Annotated in this window: 14 protein-coding genes; 5 read left to right on the plus strand and 9 right to left on the minus strand. The window is 43.2% G+C overall.

Annotation, left to right across the window (positions count from 1 at the left end; genetic code table 11):
* The first annotated feature begins 5 nt into the window (after window positions 1-5).
* Both EG2_RS06845 and EG2_RS06850 read left to right on the plus strand, forming a co-directional pair.
* Complete coding sequence (locus tag EG2_RS06845) at window positions 6-758, plus strand: ABC transporter ATP-binding protein (RefSeq protein WP_003126103.1); 753 nt, start codon at window positions 6-8, stop codon at window positions 756-758.
* A gap of 12 nt (window positions 759-770) precedes the next feature.
* Window positions 771-2,579: an FtsX-like permease family protein gene (locus EG2_RS06850; protein WP_060814104.1), complete on the plus strand. Its 1,809-nt coding sequence runs from the start codon at window positions 771-773 to the stop codon at window positions 2,577-2,579.
* Between the two features lie 175 nt (window positions 2,580-2,754).
* Here the strand turns inward: EG2_RS06850 and EG2_RS06855 are convergent, their stop codons facing one another.
* The 5 genes from EG2_RS06855 to EG2_RS06875 all read right to left on the minus strand — a co-directional run bounded on the left by EG2_RS06855 (window position 2,755) and on the right by EG2_RS06875 (window position 14,390).
* Complete coding sequence (locus tag EG2_RS06855) at window positions 2,755-3,468, minus strand: demethylmenaquinone methyltransferase (protein WP_060814105.1); 714 nt, start codon at window positions 3,466-3,468, stop codon at window positions 2,755-2,757.
* Window positions 3,469-3,797: 329 nt separating this feature from the next.
* Entirely contained in the window at window positions 3,798-10,970 is a 7,173-nt protein-coding gene (locus EG2_RS06860) for an Ig-like domain-containing protein (protein WP_060814106.1), read from the minus strand.
* Window positions 10,971-11,671: 701 nt separating this feature from the next.
* Window positions 11,672-12,403 carry a GntR family transcriptional regulator gene (locus EG2_RS06865; protein ID WP_060814107.1) on the minus strand — a complete coding sequence of 244 codons (732 nt, stop codon included), beginning with the start codon at window positions 12,401-12,403 and terminating at the stop codon, window positions 11,672-11,674.
* Window positions 12,404-12,553: 150 nt separating this feature from the next.
* Window positions 12,554-13,900 carry a PTS cellobiose transporter subunit IIC gene (gene celB, locus EG2_RS06870; protein ID WP_060814108.1) on the minus strand — a complete coding sequence of 449 codons (1,347 nt, stop codon included), beginning with the start codon at window positions 13,898-13,900 and terminating at the stop codon, window positions 12,554-12,556.
* Complete coding sequence (locus tag EG2_RS06875) at window positions 13,884-14,390, minus strand: hypothetical protein (RefSeq protein ID WP_060814109.1); 507 nt, start codon at window positions 14,388-14,390, stop codon at window positions 13,884-13,886. Before EG2_RS06875 ends, celB begins: the two co-directional genes overlap by 17 nt.
* Window positions 14,391-14,725: 335 nt before the next feature.
* On the opposite strand from EG2_RS06875, the gene add reads away from it, so the two are divergent.
* Window positions 14,726-15,748: an adenosine deaminase gene (gene add / locus EG2_RS06880; RefSeq protein ID WP_060814110.1), complete on the plus strand. Its 1,023-nt coding sequence runs from the start codon at window positions 14,726-14,728 to the stop codon at window positions 15,746-15,748.
* Window positions 15,749-15,837: 89 nt separating this feature from the next.
* On the opposite strand, the gene EG2_RS06885 is transcribed toward add, so the two are convergent.
* The 3 genes from EG2_RS06885 to EG2_RS06895 all read right to left on the minus strand — a co-directional run bounded on the left by EG2_RS06885 (window position 15,838) and on the right by EG2_RS06895 (window position 18,478).
* Window positions 15,838-16,635, minus strand: coding sequence for an ABC transporter permease subunit (locus EG2_RS06885; RefSeq protein WP_060814111.1), 798 nt, complete (start codon window positions 16,633-16,635; stop codon window positions 15,838-15,840).
* A complete protein-coding gene (locus tag EG2_RS06890; RefSeq protein WP_060814112.1) occupies window positions 16,632-17,453 on the minus strand; it encodes an ABC transporter ATP-binding protein in 822 nt (273 codons plus the stop codon). Before EG2_RS06890 ends, EG2_RS06885 begins: the two co-directional genes overlap by 4 nt.
* Before the next feature lie 539 nt (window positions 17,454-17,992).
* Complete coding sequence (locus EG2_RS06895; RefSeq protein WP_060814113.1) at window positions 17,993-18,478, minus strand: sigma-70 RNA polymerase sigma factor region 4 domain-containing protein; 486 nt, start codon at window positions 18,476-18,478, stop codon at window positions 17,993-17,995.
* A 291-nt stretch (window positions 18,479-18,769) separates the two neighbouring features.
* Here EG2_RS06895 and EG2_RS06900 point away from each other — a divergent pair, with 291 nt between their 5' ends.
* Window positions 18,770-19,423, plus strand: coding sequence for a hypothetical protein (locus EG2_RS06900; RefSeq protein WP_249024265.1), 654 nt, complete (start codon window positions 18,770-18,772; stop codon window positions 19,421-19,423).
* A 248-nt stretch (window positions 19,424-19,671) separates the two neighbouring features.
* Entirely contained in the window at window positions 19,672-19,803 is a 132-nt protein-coding gene (locus EG2_RS19520) for a hypothetical protein (RefSeq protein WP_255210070.1), read from the plus strand.
* A 43-nt stretch (window positions 19,804-19,846) separates the two neighbouring features.
* Here the strand turns inward: EG2_RS19520 and EG2_RS18785 are convergent, their stop codons facing one another.
* Entirely contained in the window at window positions 19,847-19,996 is a 150-nt protein-coding gene (locus tag EG2_RS18785; protein WP_156424229.1) for a hypothetical protein, read from the minus strand.
* Window positions 19,997-20,000: the final 4 nt, after the last annotated feature.

Here is a 20,000-nt window from a genome sequence, read left to right on the forward strand (position 1 = left end):
AACAAATGGCAAAAATTATTGAAGCAAACGAATTAACGAAAGTTTACGGCAAAAATAATGAGAAAAAAACCGAAGCCCTAAAAGGAATCAGCTTTGCGATTGATAAAGGCGAGTTTATTGGTATTATGGGTGCTTCCGGTTCTGGTAAATCAACGTTGTTGAATATTTTATCCACATTGGACCATCCATCTTCCGGAAACATCCGCATCAACGAAAAAGATATCACAAAATTACGCGGTGATGCCTTGGCAGACTTCCGCAGTAGAGAAATCGGCTTTATCTTCCAAGATTTCAATCTACTAGAAAATCTAACGGCTTCCGAAAACATTGCTGTGCCCCTCTCCTTACAAGGCGTACGGCCGAAGAAGATCAAACAGCTCATTCAACAAGTCGCGAATCGCTTATCCATCAGCCAAATTTTGGATAAATATCCTTCCGAGATCTCTGGTGGTCAAAAGCAACGGGTAGCCGCTGCGCGAGCATTGATCACCGAACCAACGATCTTGTTTGGGGATGAGCCAACGGGTGCCTTGGATTCAAAAAGTGCCAAAGATTTATTAGACATGATGGATGATTTAAACAAAAATGACCAAGTATCGATCTTACTCGTAACACATGATCCCCTTTCCGCAAGTTATTGCAAGCGAATCTTATTTATCAAAGATGGTAAGATCCATCAGGAAATCAAACGAAATAATCAAACCCAAGAAGACTTTTATCGTCAGATCTTAGTCATCTTAGGAAATCTGGAACAGTAGGAGGATAATGACATGCTTTGGAAATTATCACTTACTGGTATCAAAGGCCGCTTAAAAGACTACATCGTCTTGTTTTCTGGTCTGGTTATGGCTTCTGCCATCTTTTATATGTTTCAATCAATGGCTAGTAATGAAGAATTCTTGAAAAACAATTCAACGATCGGTGTCGTTGTCATTATTTTTCACTTTGGAACGGTCTTACTAGGAATCATCACATTTGCCTACATTCTCTATGCCAATTCTTTCTTGATGTCGATGCGGCAGAAGGATTATGCCATGTTTATGATGTTAGGAGCAAAAGGGCGAAAAATCGCCCAAATGATCTTCATCGAAACATTTTTTGTAGGGATTATTGCAACCATTACTGGTGCTTTAGCAGGTATCGGATTGACGAAAATTGTTAATGATCTTTTAGTACAACAGTTAAATATAAAGATTACTCATTTTTCGCCATTCAATGTAAAAGCACTTGTGATCACACTGGTCTTTTTTGCCATTCTCTTCCTGATCGCAGCAATCGTCAATGCTTCAGCCATTGCCAAAAAAGCCATCTTGGATTTGTTGAGAGAAACTAGTACTCCTGCACAAATCAAGCAAAAATTCCCATTCTTATTGATTCAAACCCTCTTGGGGATCGTCTTTCTTGGAATTGGTTATTATGTTATGAGCGATCTAATGAAATTTCAAATAATGGGTATTGCGATTGCCCTAGTCACGATCGTTTTAGGAACCTATCTAGTTTTCCGCTCTGTGATCGTATTGATTTTGACATTATTAAAGAAATCAGATGCCATCGCACTGAAAAAATTGAATAATTTCACTTTGTCTCAGTTAAACTTCCGTATCCGTGACTATACGCAGATGCTCTCGTTAGTATCCATGCTGTTCGCACTAGCACTGGGCGCATTAACCGTTGGTCTTGGTTTCAGAAATGAAATCCCTAAAATGGCCAAAGCTATGACCTCTTATGACTTGGTTCTGAATAATGCCCAAACTGTCGACCAACAAAAAATCGCGGATTTACACCCAACATTGAATGTCAGCTATCGCCAAAAAGAGGATGACACAGCCGTTTATTACATTCAAGAAGAATTTGACAAAGATCCTTTGATCGTTACAGAACAGGGAGATCTTAGTCAGAGAGATGGTTACCGCTCATTAAATGGTCAAGCGATCGCTGCTGATCTTGCAGAACAGGACCAGCTGCGCAGCTTTGAATTGCCAGAACAGCGGGCGAAAGAAGTCAAGCTGCTTTCTGCCAGTGCCTTTGAACAAGTGAACGCACCAGAAACGATCTTACAAGTCATTCAAGTCAAAGACTTTGAAGCTGTCCTGCCAAAATTAACAGCACTTGCTAAGCTGGATCAAAAAAACAATCCATCCTTAGCCGGAGAAAGTAATCTTATGCAGCGGGCAGATGCTTATGACACATTCAACGGCATTTTCTCGGGATTTGAATTCATGGGCTTCTTCTTAGGAATTGCCTTTCTAACAATGTTAGCTAGTTGCTTGATGTTCAAAATCCTTTCAGGGGCTAACAGTGATATTATGCGCTACACCATGCTTAGAAAAATCGGTGCTCGCAATGGGCTTCTGAAAAAATCGATCCGCAAAGAGATTGGCGTGCTTTTCTTAGTCCCAGGATTATTAGGAATCGTTCACGTACTGTTTGGACTGCAAATGTTTAAAATGCTATTGAGCGATCCCTACGATCAGATCTGGTTACCATTTGCGATCTTTGTTGCCCTTTATGCCGTTTATTATCTTTTAACGGTATGGCTCTACACCAATATCGTTTTAAAAAATACCGGAAAACAATAAGCACCCGCAAAATGAACACAGTGAAATAGACAGCAAAAAAACCAACGTCCAGTGTGAACTGACGTTGGTTTTTATTTTGATCTGAAGCACTTGTCTTTGTTTTCGAAAATGAGCTGATTTTCTCAGTAACATCCCTTTACCAGCTTCTATGTCAACACATGCTTTTTTATTGGATTCAGTTGGTTGGTTTATATCCGAGATGCATGGCTACAGTACCTCCACTATAGCTTTTGACAACTATATTAGTCAGTCCTGCTGATTGAAAGTAGCGAGCCAATTCTTCTTTGCCAGGAAAATCTCTAGCTGATTCTTGCAACCAAGAATATTCTTGGTAACTTTTAGCAAACAGTTTTCCTAACAGCGGCATAATGAATCGGAAATACGCATAATACAACTGCCGCCAACCAATTAAAGTGGGCTGTGATGTTTCCAGACAAACCACTTTTCCGCCAGGTTTTACGACCCGCTGCATTTCTTTTAGAACGGTTACAAGATCAGGAACATTTCTCAGACCAAACCCGATCGTCACGACATCAAAGGTATTATCTGCAAAAGGAAGTGCCATCGCATTTCCTTGCATCCATTCGATCTTTGTCTTTTGCCCCGCTGCTTTTTTCTTTGCCACAGCCAACATATTCTCACTAAAATCGATGCCGATCACGTTTCCAGTGGGTCCTGTTGCTTCTGCCAGTGCCAATGTCCAATCTCCTGTTCCGCAGCAGACATCAAGGATATCATTACCTGCTTGGACTTGCATCCGTTTCATCGTATCTTTTCGCCAGCGTTTATGTTGTTGAAAAGAAATCACGGTATTCATCTGGTCATAGTTCTCCGCAACACGCTCAAAAACGTGATGGACACGTGCTTCCTTGCCTTTGTCGCCTATCAACCTCTACACCATCCTTTTGCCTTCCAATCACGCAACCTGCGTAACCAAACGATTGAAAGCTTTTTCCATTTACTACAAAATTTAGTGTAGCATGGATAGTCAAAAAAGAAAAAATTCCTGTTTAAATCTGCATATTTTCTACTAACGTCTCTATTCTTTTCACTCTCAGACTTCTGGCTCTTCAAATCATTAGTAGAATTGGTGGTAACGCAGCAGAAAGGCTATATAGTTTCAGGAACATTTCTAAAAAAGGCTCCTGCGACATGGACACATCGCAAGAGCCTTCTCTTATGGATCAGCAATTATTTGCTTTGGTCCAGTTTCAGCAGTTATTGATTTTTTTTCTTTCTTGATTTGAAGAAACCAAGACCACCGATCGCAACCAGTGCAGCACCGATCATTGATGCAAACCAAGTACTTTCACTGCCAGTTTGCGGCAAGTATTTGCCTCCACTATTGTTACTATTGATGTTGTTGCCACCGCCAGTATTGCCACCGCCAGTATTGCCGCCGCCAACTCCAGCAACCGGAACTGTTACTGTAGCAGCTGCACTGCGATATTCTTTGCCACCAGCAACGACACTAGCAACAACGTACAAATTATCTTTTGGTTCGACGCGATTGGCTGCTACTACGATCCGGTAATTGCCTTCACTGTCTGTCGTACCAGTGCCCACCACTTCTCCTTGAGCATTAGTGATTTCAATAGTTACATTTGGATCAGCTTTACCCGTAACCGTATACCCAGATGATTCATTGCCGCTGATTGTTGCAGTAGGTGCGGCAACCGTCACGGGACTAACGACGATACTCATCGGATCACTGACATATTTCCCATCAGTTTGTGCAGTAGCCGTTAACACATCTCCTTCCGATAGCTCGGCTACATTGATACGCCAATTGCCAGCTTCATCCGCTCTTAATTCAACTGGTGCGGCAAAGGCACGGGTGGTGTTCATTCCACCCAGAATTCGCGCCATCACTAGTGCTGCTTCATTGATGGTCAGAATGACTGAAGAACCTGGCTCTGCGGTTCCGCTGACTGTTTCGTCCCCGGCAATCGCTGGATCAATGAGTGGCGTAGCCGTTTTTTCCATAGGTACTGTGATTGGTGTATTACCACTGCGGTATTCTTTGCCACCAGCGGTCACGATTGCTGCGACATTCAAGTTTTCTTCTGGGTCCACTTGATCTGGCGCGATCACGATTCGGTAATTGCCTTCTTCATCGGCTGTGCCGGTACCCACAACTTCGCCTTGTTCATTAGTGATTTCAATCACTGCATTAGCCACTGTTTCCCCAACAACTGGATAGCCATCGGTCTGATTGCCGCTGATCGCTGCGGTTGGTGCATCAACTGTCAACCCATCCACCGTCACTGTGATTGGTGCACTTGGATCCTTGCCATCGGTTTCTGCCACGACAGTTATAGTGTCGCCCTCCGAAACTTCTGGTACTTCAGCGGTCCAGTTTCCTTCCTCATCTGCTTCAACGACTACAGGATCTTTGTCGCCATTGGTGATGGTGACAGTGGAACCTGGTTCTGCTGTTCCAGTGATTGTATCGTCTCCGGCTGTGACGGGATCTACTGTTGGACTCGTTGTTTGATTCTCTTTTGGCACTGTGATTAGTGTATTACCACTGCGGTAGTCTTTGCCACCAGCTGTTACGATCGCTGCGACATTCAGAGTTTCTTCTGGAGCTACTTGATCTGGAGCGATCACGATCCGGTAATTGCCTTCTCCGTCAGTAGTGCCAGTCCCTACTACATCCCCTTGAGCGTTAGTAATTTCAACTGTGGCATCAGGTGCTGCTTTACCAACCACTGGATAACCGTCAAGCTCGTTGCCGCTGATTGATGCGGTTGGTGCGGTAACCGTCAGTCCATCCACCGTCACCGTAATTGGTGCGCTCGGATCCTTGCCATCGGTTTCTGCCACAACCGTTATGGTGTCCCCTTCGGAAACTTCTGGGATGTCAGCAGTCCAATTGCCTTGATCATCTGCTTCAACAACGACGGGATCTTTGTCGCCATTGGTGATAGTGACGGTTGAACCTGGTTCTGCCGTTCCACTTACAGTTTCATCACCAGCTGTTACAGGATCAATCGTTGGAATTCCTGTTTGGTTGTCTTCTGGCACAGTGATCGGCGTGTTGGCGCTGCGGTAGTCTTTGCCACCAGCAGTTACGATCGCTGCGACGTTCAAGTTTTCTTCTGGATCTACTTGATCTGGAGCGATCACGATTCGGTAATTGCCGTCGCCATCAGTAGTGCCAGTCCCTACCACATCTCCTTCAGCGTTGGTGATTTCAATAGTTGCATTTGCTGCTGCTTTACCAACTACTGGATAACCAGCAAGTTCGTTGCCGCTGATCGATGCAGTCGGTGCTGCAACATTTAACCCATCCACCGTTACTGTGATTGGTGCACTTGGATCTTTTCCATCGGTTTCTGCCACGACAGTTATGGTATCCCCTTCGGAAACTTCAGGTATATCAGCAGTCCAATCGCCTTGATCATCTGCTTCAACGACAACGGGATCTTTGTCGCCATTGGTGATAGTGACGGTTGAACCTGGTTCTGCCGTTCCGCTGATTGTCTCATCACCGGCTGTGACGGGATCAATCGTTGGCGTGGTCGTTTGGTTTGCTAAAGGCACGGTAATTGGTGTTGCCCCACTGCGATAGTCTTTCCCGCCAGCGGTTACGACTGCCGTCACCTTCAAACTTTCTTCTGGAGCTACTTGATCTGGCGCGATCACGATCCGGTAATTGCCATCGCCATCAGTGGTGCCAGTAGCTACCACATCCCCTTGCGCATTGGTGATTTCAATGGTTGTATTCGCCGCTGCTTTACCAGTCACTGGGTAACCATCGATCTCATTGCCGCTAATTGATGCGGTTGGTGCAGCAACGGTGATTCCTCCAACAGTGACACTGATCGGTGCGCTTGGATCTTTCCCATCCGTTTCTGCCACAACGGTTACAGTATCACCTTCGGAAACCTCTGGCACATCCGTCGTCCAATTGCCTTGATCATCTGCTTCGACAGTGATTGGAGTTTCTCCGGTGACTGTAATAGTGACGGTTGAACCTGGTTCTGCCGTTCCGCTAATGGTTTTATCACCGGCACTAACAGGATCAATCGTTGGTGTTGCTGTTTGATTTTCACGATTATCGGCTGGCACAACTACTGTGGTTGCTCCGCTGCGATAATCTTTCCCGCCAGCAGTCACTATTGCTGTCACATTCAAACTTTCTTCTGGAGCCACTTGATCTGGAGAGATAATGATTCGATAATTGCCTTCTCCATCGGCGGTACCAGTGCCAACGACTTCTCCTTGCGCATTGGTGATCTCAATCGTTGCATCAGCGGTTGTTTTGCCGACAACTGGATACCCATCAGTCTCATTGCCGCTGATTGTGGCAGTCGGTGCTGAAACAGTCAAACCGTTAGCAGTGACACTGATTGGAATACTTGGATCTTTTCCAGCCACTTCTGCTACCACCGTGACTGTATCGCCTTCGGAAATTTCCGGTACATCCGCCGTCCAATTTCCTTGACTATCTGCGACGACTGACACTGGATCTTCCCCATTCACCGTCACTGTGACCGTTGCATCTGGCTCAGCAGTTCCACTAATAGCTGTATCCCCTGCCGTCACTAGCTCGATCGTTGGTGTCTCCGTTTGATTTTCACGATTATCTGCCGGCACAACTACTGTAGCCGAAGCACTGCGATAATCTTTCCCACCAGCAGAGACGACTGCTGTGACATTCAAGTTCTCTTCTGGTGTGACTTGATCTGGCGCGATCTCAATACGGTAATTGCCATCGTCATCTGCAGTACCGCTACCCACGATCTCTCCTTGGGCGTTGGTGATTTCGATCGCTGCATTAGCTACTGCTGTACCAACCACTGGGTACCCATCGGTTTCGTTCCCACTAATTGATGCAGTCGGTGTTGCGACCGTCAAACCACTAACACTTACTGTCACTGGTGCGCTTGGGTCTTTGTCGTCAGCTGTAGCTACGACGGTCACTGTATCTCCCTCTGACAATTCCGGTACGTTCGCTGTCCAATTGCCTTCTTCATTGGCATTAACTGTTACTGGCTCTTCGCCACTCACATTGACAGTGACTGTTGCTCCAGGTTCTGCTGTCCCGTTGACCACTGTATCTCCTGCTTTAACTGGATCGACAGTCGGTGTTTCTGTAAGAACCGTTGCGGGAACAATGATTGGTGTATTGCCGCTGCGGTAGTCTTTGCCTCCGGCAGTTACGACCGCTGCCACATTCAGATCCTCTTCTGGTGACACACGATCCGGTGCAATCACGATGCGATAGTTACCATTCCCATCAGCAGTGCCACTACCTACGATTTCTCCTTGCGCATTGGTAATCTCGATCGCAGCGTCAGCCACAGATTTACCCGTAACCGGATAACCGTCCAACGTGTTGCCACTAATAGAGGCTGTTGGTGCATTGACGGTCAATCCATTGACCGTGACGCTCACTGGTATACTTGGTTCTTTGCCGTCAGCAGCAGCTACCACAGTCACTGTTTCACCTTCAGAAACTTCCGGTACATTCGCAGTCCAATCACCTTGGTCATTCGCAACGACTGTTACTGGCTCTTCTCCGTCCACAGCCACTGTGACGCTTGCCCCTGGTTCTGCTGTACCGTTGATTGCTGTATCTCCTGCTGCTATCGTATCAATGGTTGGGATTTCTGTTTGACTGGCTGCTGGAACCGTCACTGGTGTATTGGCACTCCGATACTCTTGGCCTCCGGCAGTCACGATTGCTGCCACATTCAAGTTTTCTTCAGGTGTCACTTGATCTGGGGCAATCACGATCCGGTAATTGCCATCACCGTCGGCAGTACCACTACCTACGACTTCTCCTTGGGCATTGGTGATTTCAATGTCTGCATTCGCAGTTGTTCGACCAGCTACAGGATAACCATCTCTTTGGTTACCAGTAATTGATGCAGTTGGTGCAGAAACACTTATTCCGTTGACGATGACACTAACGGGTGTACTTGGCTCTTTATCACCAGCAGTAGCTACCACAGTCACTGTTTCGCCTTCAGAAACTTCCGGTACATTCGCAGTCCAATTACCTTGGTCATCCGCAACGACCGTCACTGGCTCTTCTCCGCTGACAGTTACCACTACATTGGCATTCGGTTCAGCTGTACCGCTGATCGTTTGATCCCCGGCATTCACTGGATCGATCGACGGCGTTTCCGTTTGGTTTTCTTGAGTATCGGCTGGCACAACAACCGGTGTTGCTCCACTACGATAGTCTTGCCCTCCGGCAGTCACAATTGCTGTAACATTCAAGTTTTCTTCTGGGGCAACTTGATCTGGCGCAACCACAATCCGATAGTTGCCCTCCCCATCTGCGGTTCCGCTGCCGACAACAACTCCCTGAGCGTTCGTGATCTCGATGACAGCATTAGCAACCGTTTTTCCGATCACTGGATAGCCATCTGTTTCATTGCCGCTAATCGTGGCAGTCGGTGCTGCAACCGTCAAACCGCTAACGCTCACACTGACTGGCGAACTTGGTGCCTTTCCGTTAGCTGTGGCTATGACTGTGACCGTTTCTCCTTCAGTCACTTCTGACACATCAACCGTCCAACTTCCTTGATCATCTGCAACTGCTGTGACTGGTTCTTCCCCACTTACCGAAACCGACACGGCTGCTCCAGGTTCCGTTGTTCCGTTGATCGTAGTATCGCCAGCCGTTACTGGGTCAATCGTCGGCGCTGTTGTTTGTTCCGCTGTATCATCGATTGGAACAGTGATTGCTGTTTCTGGACTACTGTAGTCTTGACCACCAGCCGTCACAATTGCTTTGACATTCAAGTTTTCTTCTGGGGCGACTCGATCGGGGGCAATTACGATGCGATAGTTGCCATCGCTGTCAGTCGTTCCACTGCCGACAACGTCTCCTTGAGCGTTCGTGATCTCAATCGCTGCATTCGGCGTTGCTTTCCCAATGACCGGATAGCCATCTGTTTCATTGCCACTAATGGAGGCTGTAGGTGCTGCAACGGTCAAACCTGCGACGCTCACTGTCACTGGCTCGCTTGGATCTTTGCCATCTGCTTCTGCCACAACGGTCACTGTTTCCCCTTGAGAGACTTCTGGTACCTCGGCTGTCCAGTTGCCTTGGTCATCCGCCACTGCTGTGACTGGCTGTTCATTTCCGATAGTCACTGTTACCGTTGAACCTGGTTCTGCTGTTCCGCTGATAGTGGTATCACCAGCCGCAACAGGATCGATTGTTGGTGTTTCCGTTTGTTCTGCTGCAGGTTCTGCTGCTAACCAGATGGAATTATTGCCATCCTCATCTGTAAATAAATCAAGTGTGAGTAGATTAGATTGAGAAAAAGTACCTGCAAATCGAGCTTCGTATGGATTCGACGGATTCGTCACACCATTTGCAATCAGCTCTGAAGTCGTTGGTGTCGTCACGGTCGTTGGCATCACAACTGTCGTTTGACCTAAAACAGATGCCGATGCGATTTGATCAGCAAGATCTGTCGTTCCATTCAACACAGCTTGTGCAGCATCGACGGTAACATTCAGAGTGGCTTTAGCTGTGTTGACTGTTTCTTGGACAAGTGTATTAACGCCATTGATCAATGAGCCAATCCCAGGAATGTTACTTGCTCCGTCTAAGATGCTCACTTGGATTTGCGCCTGTTTCAAGTTCTCCAAAATGGATTGGATGCGTTGGTTGACCACAATAAATAAGCCGTCATCCACATTGGCAATCAAGGCACGTTCATTATCTGTCAATCCAGCAGGCACTTCAAAATCGGCTTGTCCAAATTGTCCTAACTGATTCAATAAATCCAATTGTTCATAGATGTCATCTAAATTAACGGATATGACTCGACTAATGTCGACAATAGAGGCTGCTGTATACAAAGGATTCGGTAAACCGGCAATCGTTCTAGGAATTTCTAAGGCATCTGCCAAATTCTGATTCACAAGAGCATCCACTGTGCCCACTAATGTGTCAACAGCAGGTGTAAGCGTTCCAATCAGTGTTTGGATAGCGGCAATATCACCAAGTTGCAGAGTGATATTTGTTGATACCCGGGCATTGCCATTTGGTTGTACAAAGCCAGTCAGCCCTTTTGGCACACCAACGATTGCTACTTTATCACCGTTTAAGACGTCAAGCGTCACCGCATTCGATCCGCTGATGGTAAAGTTGACTGGGTTGGTATCTCCAGGATTTGAATATGGCGCTGCAGCACTTGTTCCAGAATCATTTGATGCTTGGACATTACTAAAAATCTCAGCAGAAACTAATGATGCTTCTGCGGTCTTTGGTGCCCACAACAATGTAGTGGGAACAGCCACAGAACTCGTCAGTAACATCCCGCTGACCGTTAAATTCGCTAGTAGCGATTTTTTGTTTATTGCGCGTCTTTTTCTCCTTGAATTCATTATTTTTTTATAGTCGTTGCCCTTCATTCTTACTCCTCCTATTCAAATAAATAAAACCAACAAAAGTGACCAACCAACTTTGGCATTCGTCTTTTGATGTTCGCTATGATCACATATCCGGAGAAAGAGATCACTAACAAAAAACGTTTGCAAAATAAAAAAACACTCATTCAAATACTCGAAAAAAACCTCAATTACATTTTTCAACATACCAGAACGATTTCCGTGCTTTTTTGTGATTAAATAACTAAAATATTCAGTTATTTAAGCAAATTCTAGCATTTTTATTTTTATACAACAAATTATTAAGACCATGAATAATTAAAAAAACATTCTATTAGAAATAAAATAACAAAAACCTTTTATTTTTATCGCTATCATTAATTATTTATTACCTGTGTTCCTCTTTTCGCAAAAAAATCATTAAAAAGAGATTTTTTTGATTTTACTCCTTTTTATTAACAAAAATTAGAAACTTTTTAATGTTCTCAGAATGCGCTTCCATCTTTTCTTCTAATATTTATTTTGTAAAAAAGTGAAATCAGAATTATTTTCTGAACAGTATTCTGTTTTTTTAAAATCTTTTAAAAAAAACAGAAAAAATCTCCTTAAAAAGGCGATTTCCACCGCTTTCTCCTTTTTAAAAACAATTTTCAAACAAATAAGCCACCAGAAATCGTGAGTGATTTCTGGTGGCTTAGATCATTGTATGAGCTACTTCTAAAGGATCAATCTTGTAATTTCTTATGCATAAACAACGTTGCTTCTCGATAGTCATAAAAGATTTTTGAGAAGGCCATCAAGTCCCCTTCTCGCAGGTAACTGTCGTCTCGAACGACCAAACTAGGGCTCCCTGCGTTCATACCAAAAAAGGCCGCTTGTTTAGCAGTTAGTAATTCACAGCGGATAAATTTGTCGATGAAACTGACGGTCAGTTCCTTTTCTTGTGCAAAGTATTCAAACATGGAACCATAGATAGCCGACTCTGGAATCTGACCAACGATATCTGCCAGATAATAGGACTTCTCAATCAAATAAGGCTGATCATCCAGTGTGCGAAATCGTTCGACTTCTATAAAAAGCTGATCCTCAGAAAATCGCTGGTGGCTTGGCGAAAAGTCGATCTCCGCGTACGAGACCAAACGCTGCGTTGCTTGAACGGTTTGAATCAGTTTTCCTTCTCTAGCAAGATCTTCGGTAAACCCAAGATCACTTTGGACTGCTTTTTGCTCTTGCGTCAATTGATCGTGGACATAGGAGCCTCTCCCTTGAACTTGATAAATATAGCCGCGTTTACTCAATCTGCTTAGTGCTTGCCTTAAGGAATACCGAGAGACTTGATAGTGTTCCATCAATTCCTTCTCACTAGGTAACTTTCCGTTGCGATCAGCTAAATTCTTTTTTTCGATTCGGTCAATTAAATCTGCCGCTAATAAATCGATCGTCCATTGTTTTGTCATTACACTTCTCCCCCAAATGTTGTACTATTCCTATTTTACCGCAAAAGCCACTGCCTGAGTGGGAATCTTTTTTTTATCTCATGATGACAAAAGAAAACCCAGCTAAACATGCCTTAGCTGGGGTCTGTTCATTCAATCTTGCACTTTCAGTCAAGCTTTTTCTTGTTCTTGTGCAAAAAGTTTGCCATCATACATTTTGATGAATGGGAACCAAATAAGAAAGGCGACCAAAGCGCAAATTAATGCCAGTACAAAGGCACGCCAATCGCCACCTGAACCAATAAATCCTGAAAGACCAATTGGGGTTGGCCAAGCGACTTGGGCGATCGGTGGATTGACAAACCCTAAATTGATTGCAAAATATGCCACCGACATAGAGGCCATTGGTGCCAAAAAGAAAGGAATTGCCGTATATGGGTTATAAACAACTGGCATCCCAAACAAAATTGGTTCATTAATGTTAAAGAATGATGGGACGATCGCGGCTTTACCTAATGCACTTAGTTGTGCCGATTTAGCAAAGAACGCGATGAAGATAACCATGCCCAGTGTTGCTCCTGAACCGCCAATGGTCACGAAACTATTATTGAATTCACCGGCAAAAGCAATGTTTGCACCGCTTTGGTTTTCAACCATGTTGGAAAGAACGATGGGCGTCAAGAATGAGGTCACGATCGTTGCTCCGTGGATCCCGACGATCCACAATGCATGCATCAAGAAATAGATGACTAACAATCCAACCCACGTACTCGTCAATTGCGAAACAAAACTAAAGGGAATCGCAATGACTTTGAAGATATCGGTCCCTAAAGCTACTAAAGCACCGTTGATCACGATCACAAATAAAGCAATCAACGCAGTCGGAATCAATGCAGTAAATGAACTTGAAACACCAGTTGGTACAGTATCAGGCATTTTGATGTAGATATTTCTCTTGACACAAAACGCGTAAATCTTCACTGCAATAATAGCCATAATAATCGCAGTAAAAATACCAGTCGTTCCTAAGCGTGTCACACCGCCCGCCATTTCCCAACCATCAATGATTTTTTGATCATCGGAAATGATGGTCACAAGAGTCGCTACTCCGCCTTCAAATACTAATTGAGGTAGACACATGAAGAATGCCATCATTGACAACAAGGCCCCATTTACAGGACTTAACGAAATTTTTTCTTCTTGCGCTTGGATCTTGGTATATTCATAACCAAAAACAATACAGAAATATAAGGCCAAGATCCCCATTGTTGCAGTATTTCCTAGCATATACAAACTTTGTATCTTATCAAAAGAAGCCGCCCAAATCGATGCCAAAGCTGGGAAACTTTGAGGTAAGACACTAATAATCAGGAACATTGAACCAACGATCGTAAACGGAATCGAAGCCATCCCGGCCGCCATCACCCCACGGACGATTCGAAATTGCGAGATTCGCCCCATTGGTCCCATTAAGTACTTATCCAGAAAGGTAAACATTTTACTATTTTCTGTGTTCATTTATTTTTCCTCCTTTATTCTCAAATACCCGCAGATAGTTCAAGTAACTATCCCGATCTTTTTCGATCAACCATGCTTTTCGTTCCATATATAAACAACAAATCAATCCCAGAGTCAGGCTAACCAGTAAACTCGGTCTGGCCGCAAGGTTCAAAAATGGAAAAAATCGGGCTTGCCACCCTAGCAGGATAAAAAGGATACCAGTAGTGTTGACCCCTGTTTGAATCCAATAACCAACTTTAGTCAAGTGCAATCGATTTGATGTCTGCCAATATTTTTGTGTCTGCTCAAAGATGATGGCGCCATCAACCAAAAGCAAGAACACCGGTACCAAACCCATCACTGTCCAATTTGCCAGACTAAGCAACGCCCAATAAAGATTGATAAAGAAAAAAATTGCTGTCATATAGCGAAAAATCAGATAGCGGTTAAATCGCATATTTTTTTGTGCGTACGCATTGGCACCGGACGAATGATTTTGTCCTCTCATAGTTATGATCCACTCCTCTCTCATCATTTTTATCGCGAATAATAACCAAACTTGTTCGAACAAGTTAATTTTAGCATAAATCAAAAATCATGCAAGCGATTACTTTTTGATGTTTGGTTGTAAAAAATAAACTCCTGAAGAAAATCGGCTATTTTCGTACAACTTTTTAACGACTATTCAGGTATCTTCCAACAAAGTTTTGCTCTTGTGAAAACGGGGATTTTATGTTAAAAATGAATAAAAGGGATGTCTATCCAACATGATGTTCGCTTTTTAAGAAATAAAAAAGGTTTTAGGTGTAAAATACTTACTTTAAAAGGAGAAAGACGAAAATTATGTTAAAAGAAGTAACCTACGAATTTATCAAAGAAATTCCCAAAGCTGAACTCCATCTGCATTTAGAAGGAACGCTGGAGCCCGATTTGAAATTACGATTGGCACAAAAAAATCAAATTGATATTGGTCAATCAACAATCGAAGAGGTGGAAGCAAGTTATCAGTTCGACTCCTTGCCTTCTTTTTTGAACATTTATTATCCAGCGATGAATGTCCTCCAAACAGAAGAAGATTTTTATGAATTGGCAATGGCTTATTTCAAGAAAGCTGCCGAACATCACGTAACTTATGCTGAAGTTTTTTTTGATCCGCAAGCCCATACCTCTCGCGGTATTTCTTTTGAAACCGTCATCAACGGCTATTATCGAGCGACACAAGAAAGTGAACAAATTGGTGTACGAAGTGCCCTAATTATGTGCTTCTTACGAGATTTTTCTGCTGAATCAGCAGAGGAAACCTTAGAACAAGCACTACCTTTTAAAGATAAGATCTTGGGGATCGGGCTTGATTCGGATGAAAAAGGCAATCCACCACTGAAGTTCAAAAAAGTCTTTGAAAAAGCAAAAGCCGCTGGGTTTCATTTGACGATGCACTGCGACATTGATCAAGAAGATTCAATCGAACATATTCGTCAAGCCATTGAAGAGATCCAAGTCGAACGAATCGATCATGGAACAAATATCGTAGAAGATGAACAGTTAGTCGATTATGTGCGGGCGCACCAAATCGGATTGACTTGTTGTCCTGTTTCCAACGGCTTCGTCGTGGATGATATGAAAGGAAAAGAAATCATTGAGTTATTAGCAAAAGGCGTCAAAGTGACGATCAATTCAGATGACCCAGCTTATTTCCAAAGCTATATTTCTGACGACCTTTATGCATTGAGCAAAAATTATCAGCTAACAGAGGACCAAATCATTCAATTGGTCAGAAATGCCTTTGAGATTGCTTGGTTACCAGCAGAAGAGAAGAAGTTGTATCTAGCGGAAGTCGATGCTTTTGTCGCGGAGAAAAACAATTAATTTTATTCTTATACAGGCAAAGCTGCACAAGGGTAAAACAAACAATCACTCCAAATACAGGATTGGAGTGATTGTTTTTTGCTTGTGCACTAAATATGAAGATCCTTCTTACAAAAGACCATGCCCGATGCCACGAACAGGATACACGCTCCGATCAATAGGACAAAGATTCCGATGAGACCACTACGATCTCCTGCGATCAAAGCATCTGGATCAAACAATGTAAAGAAAGTAAAATACTTTACTTTTTCTGCATTTCCGCCGGTGTTGGCAAGCATCTGTAAGACGTACATTAATGCTGGTATCCCACCGCCGACAGCAATACTGTATTTTGAATCATTAAAAACACAAGAAGCTAAGAAAGAGATTCCTGCGATAAACAACTGCAAACAAAGCAACCCACCATTCAGCAGCAACAATTTGGGAATCTCGAGTTCTCCTTTAAATTGTAATCCGCAAAGGATCTCTAATGCAGTGCCATAGATGATCAAAAAGAAAATACCCGTTAAAAGAACCGACATCTGCGTCATGACAATCGTTTTCCGCTTGATTGGTGCTGCCAGCAGGGCCACCATCGCATTACTGTCCACATATTTGGCAATCAATGCATTCCCTCGAAGAATCGAGAATACCATTGGAAAAATGATCAAAATAAAACCATAGAGATAAGAAGACATGAAACCCAATAATGAGTTAGCGCCGGCTTTCATGCCGACTGCCGACATCAATTCTGGCAACATCTTGCGCATCTCTTCAAGAGACTGCATCATTTCTGGATTGTACATACTGACAATGATCGAGATGTAAAGGGTCATGACGGCACCAAAAATCACAAGCGTCAGGATGCTGCGGCGTAATTCGCGTTTGTAAAGGGTGAAATTGATCATTTCTCTTCACCTCCATAATAATCCATAAAGATCTGTTCCAATGTTTGACTCGTACTGACTTGAACCTGACTAGGTTGTGCCGGATCGATTTCTCCATTGAAATCTGCTGCAAAGGCTACCGCCAGTTGTTCATTTGGCAAAGTGACGGTATAACGACGCAGATGTTTTTCTCTTAATGTGTCGGTGGAATCCAACGCAACTAATTTTCCCGCACGAATGATGCCAATTCGATCACAGGTCCGCTCAACTTCTTCAAACATGTGGCTAGACATGAGGATGGTTTTGCCTCGCTTCTTTTCTTCAGTGATTAAATCAATAAAACGTGACTGCATCAAAGGATCCAATCCACTAGTAGGCTCATCCAAAATCAGAATCTCCGGATCGTGCATGAAAGCCACAACGATGCCAATTTTTTGTTTCATCCCTTTACTCATTTTCTTGATCTTGCCGTTCGGATCTAACTCAAATCGATCAAGTAATTCTTTGGCCCGTCCATTTTCAGTATTTCCCCGATACTTTGCTATAAAGGTAATAAATTCTGTTCCAGTCATTTCATCAAAAAATGTCATTTCGCCTGGAATGTAGCCTAAATTTCTTTGGATTTGTTCCCGTTGTTGCCAACAATCCAGCCCATTGATTGAACAACTGCCACTTTGAGGTTTAATGAACCCCATTAGATGACGGATCGTCGTGGTCTTCCCCGCGCCATTGGGCCCCAGAAATCCAAACGCTCCTGTTTCCACAGAAAATGACAGGTCAAAAATTCCTTTGCCATTGCCATAATCTCGTGTAAGGTTGGAAATATCAATTTTCCCCATCGTACATTCCTCCTATTGACCAACACCTATCCACTAGCAAATCATTTGCTGCTTCGATCTACTCGCTTTTTGATGCTCCCGCTTTGCAAGTGATCAGTCAAGGCCATCGGTCTTTGCCATACGTTTCGTATGATGATAGACAAAGTATAGACCATGTTGCTGCTTTTGACTATCAAAATATTCATCGTGTCTCAGAAATAAGCTCGCCAAAAAAAGCTGTTTTTTAAGTCGCAAACTGATCACAAAAAAGCAGCAGTCCCATAAATCAAGAGACTGCTGCTAGTATCTATCGAAAAGAAATACGTTACCATTCAAAAATCATTCAGAACCCAAGGCACCCATCATGGTCAACATAAAAGGAGTTTATCAAGTACCAAGAAAAGTTGTCATTACCTGTCGATAATGTGAGAACAGTTTAGACAAAAGGTGCCTTTTGTTCCTTGCTTCCAGTCTACAAAAAGAAGCTGCACGATACAAGAGGAACGAGTAAGAAAGCTCCTGTCCCGGTCCTTCACTTTTATTCTGACTAAATAGAACACCTATTTTTTGCTGCTCGTCGTCTCCTCGTGAATAAATTGCTGCCAGCGGGCTCTCAACTTCTGACGATAATAATAGCGAGACTGTTTTGATCCCACTTGATTGACCCAATCGAGCCACATTTGTCGTTCTTTCGGTTTCAGAAATGCCCAGAATTGCATCAGCAATAGATGATTGTCGATGTCTTCTTTCAAATCAATCGTTTCTTCCTGCTCTGATGCTATTGCTTGAATCAGTTGTTTTTGTCGATTACTTTTTCGTTGTAAATCAATCACTCGCCATAGCAAAAAGCCAAATAGATAATTCACTTCATTTTCGTTGCGAAAGATCCCTTCATCAGGATACTTTCGTGCACGCTCAAAGAGCATGAGTCGCAACTCTTGCAAATAATCTTCAAAATCTGGATGGCTGGGGAAAATGCCCGCCCGAATCAGCACTTTGTAAAAGAGGCGCTCATAAGAAGCCATCAGTGTTTGCCATTCTTTCATTGTATTCCTCCTTTTGCTTGGTGTTCCCGCGGGTACATTAACCATAGCAAAAAGAGGAAGTGACTATTTTTATCAAAAATCAATAAATCATTTGAATTATGCACTTTTTATTGCAAAAATAGTCAGATAATTTTATAGTTGAAGTATCTAAAATGAAGGAGTTTTTCTATGAAGAGATGCTACTCCCCTACAAGTTAGAATAAACTTGATCCTTACCGTCTGTCCTTTGACCCAAAATGTAAACGATTCCTCAATTCTAGTGATCAGACCACTTGCCATGAACTTGCTGCTTTGATCCGCCCAACCATGACAATCGACTTCGAGAAAGAAATTTTTGCCATTCTGCCTTTTGTTCGTGATGATCGCACGCATTCTTTGATCATTTATCAAGACTATTGTTCTCTGCTTCCACAGCCGCCATTTCCTATCATCAAACAGATTCTTCTCCATTTCCATTTTTATGAGTACGCGCTTTTCAAAGATACACTGTACCATTTATTCAGCCAGTCGAATATCAAACGTCAATACAAGATTCCTTGTGCGACTAGCGAATATAGCTTGCTACCACTAACAAATGCGACCAAAAAAGACACGATTTGGGTGAACCCTGGAAAAATCATGACTTTGTCCGCTTCTGGACCGCAGCTATTCATTGAACTGCACAATCAGTTCTCTTTCCCCTGTTTGGTTGAGTCCCGCCGCTTAAAGCAAACCATGCTGATTAGTTTCCTTGCTCATGGCATTATCAAACGAGAACATAGCTATCAACTGCCTCGGGCGAACACTAGCCTCACTGAGTTTTTGGAACTTTCTTTTTCTCCCCTCACCAACCACTTACTAGAAGATCTTCATTTTCATGATCTTCCCGGCAAACGAGGAAGTTTTAGTCTGATTTATCAAGATCTCTATGCAGAAGAAAGCCAACAAAAAATGCGACAAAAATGAGTGCATTTGTTCAATTTCCCCTCTTACCAACGCTTTTGCTTCTGAAAGGAGCAACTACAGAAAATTTACAAGAAATTCAAAAGAAAAATATTTTTTGATCTTTTAGCGTATTTTATTTTTGAGAAACAAAAAAGCACTAGTTTAAGAAAATAGTGCTTTAAGAAAGTAACGCTTTAAAAAAGTAGTGCGTTAAGAAAATAGTGCTTTAAAAAAATAGTGGCGGAATGCTGCGAAGGAGGAAAACTATTATGCGTATCGTTAAAATTTCGGAGACAGAGATCTATGTCGAAATGACAGGGAAAGAATCATTTACAGTTACTTGCAGCAGTGAGCAGCTCGCTGAGCGATGGCTGGCATTGTTAGAAGGTTTATCCGAGTAGAGCAACTGATCTTCGAAGCAAGATCCGCAAGCGAGACCGCAAGTCAGCTGACCCCATTGGCAGTTGGCTGATGCAATGCCTGAAATGTCTTTCTTTTCTCATAAGAGGACAGCAACCAGTGCCCATAATAAAAAGCAGCGGCTGCTTGCAGTGACCCGAAAAGTTGGACCAAAAGCCAACTTTTCGGACACACTTCA

This window comes from Enterococcus gallinarum NBRC 100675 (assembly GCF_001544275.1).
GTDB classification, from domain to species: Bacteria; Bacillota; Bacilli; order Lactobacillales; family Enterococcaceae; genus Enterococcus_D; species Enterococcus_D gallinarum.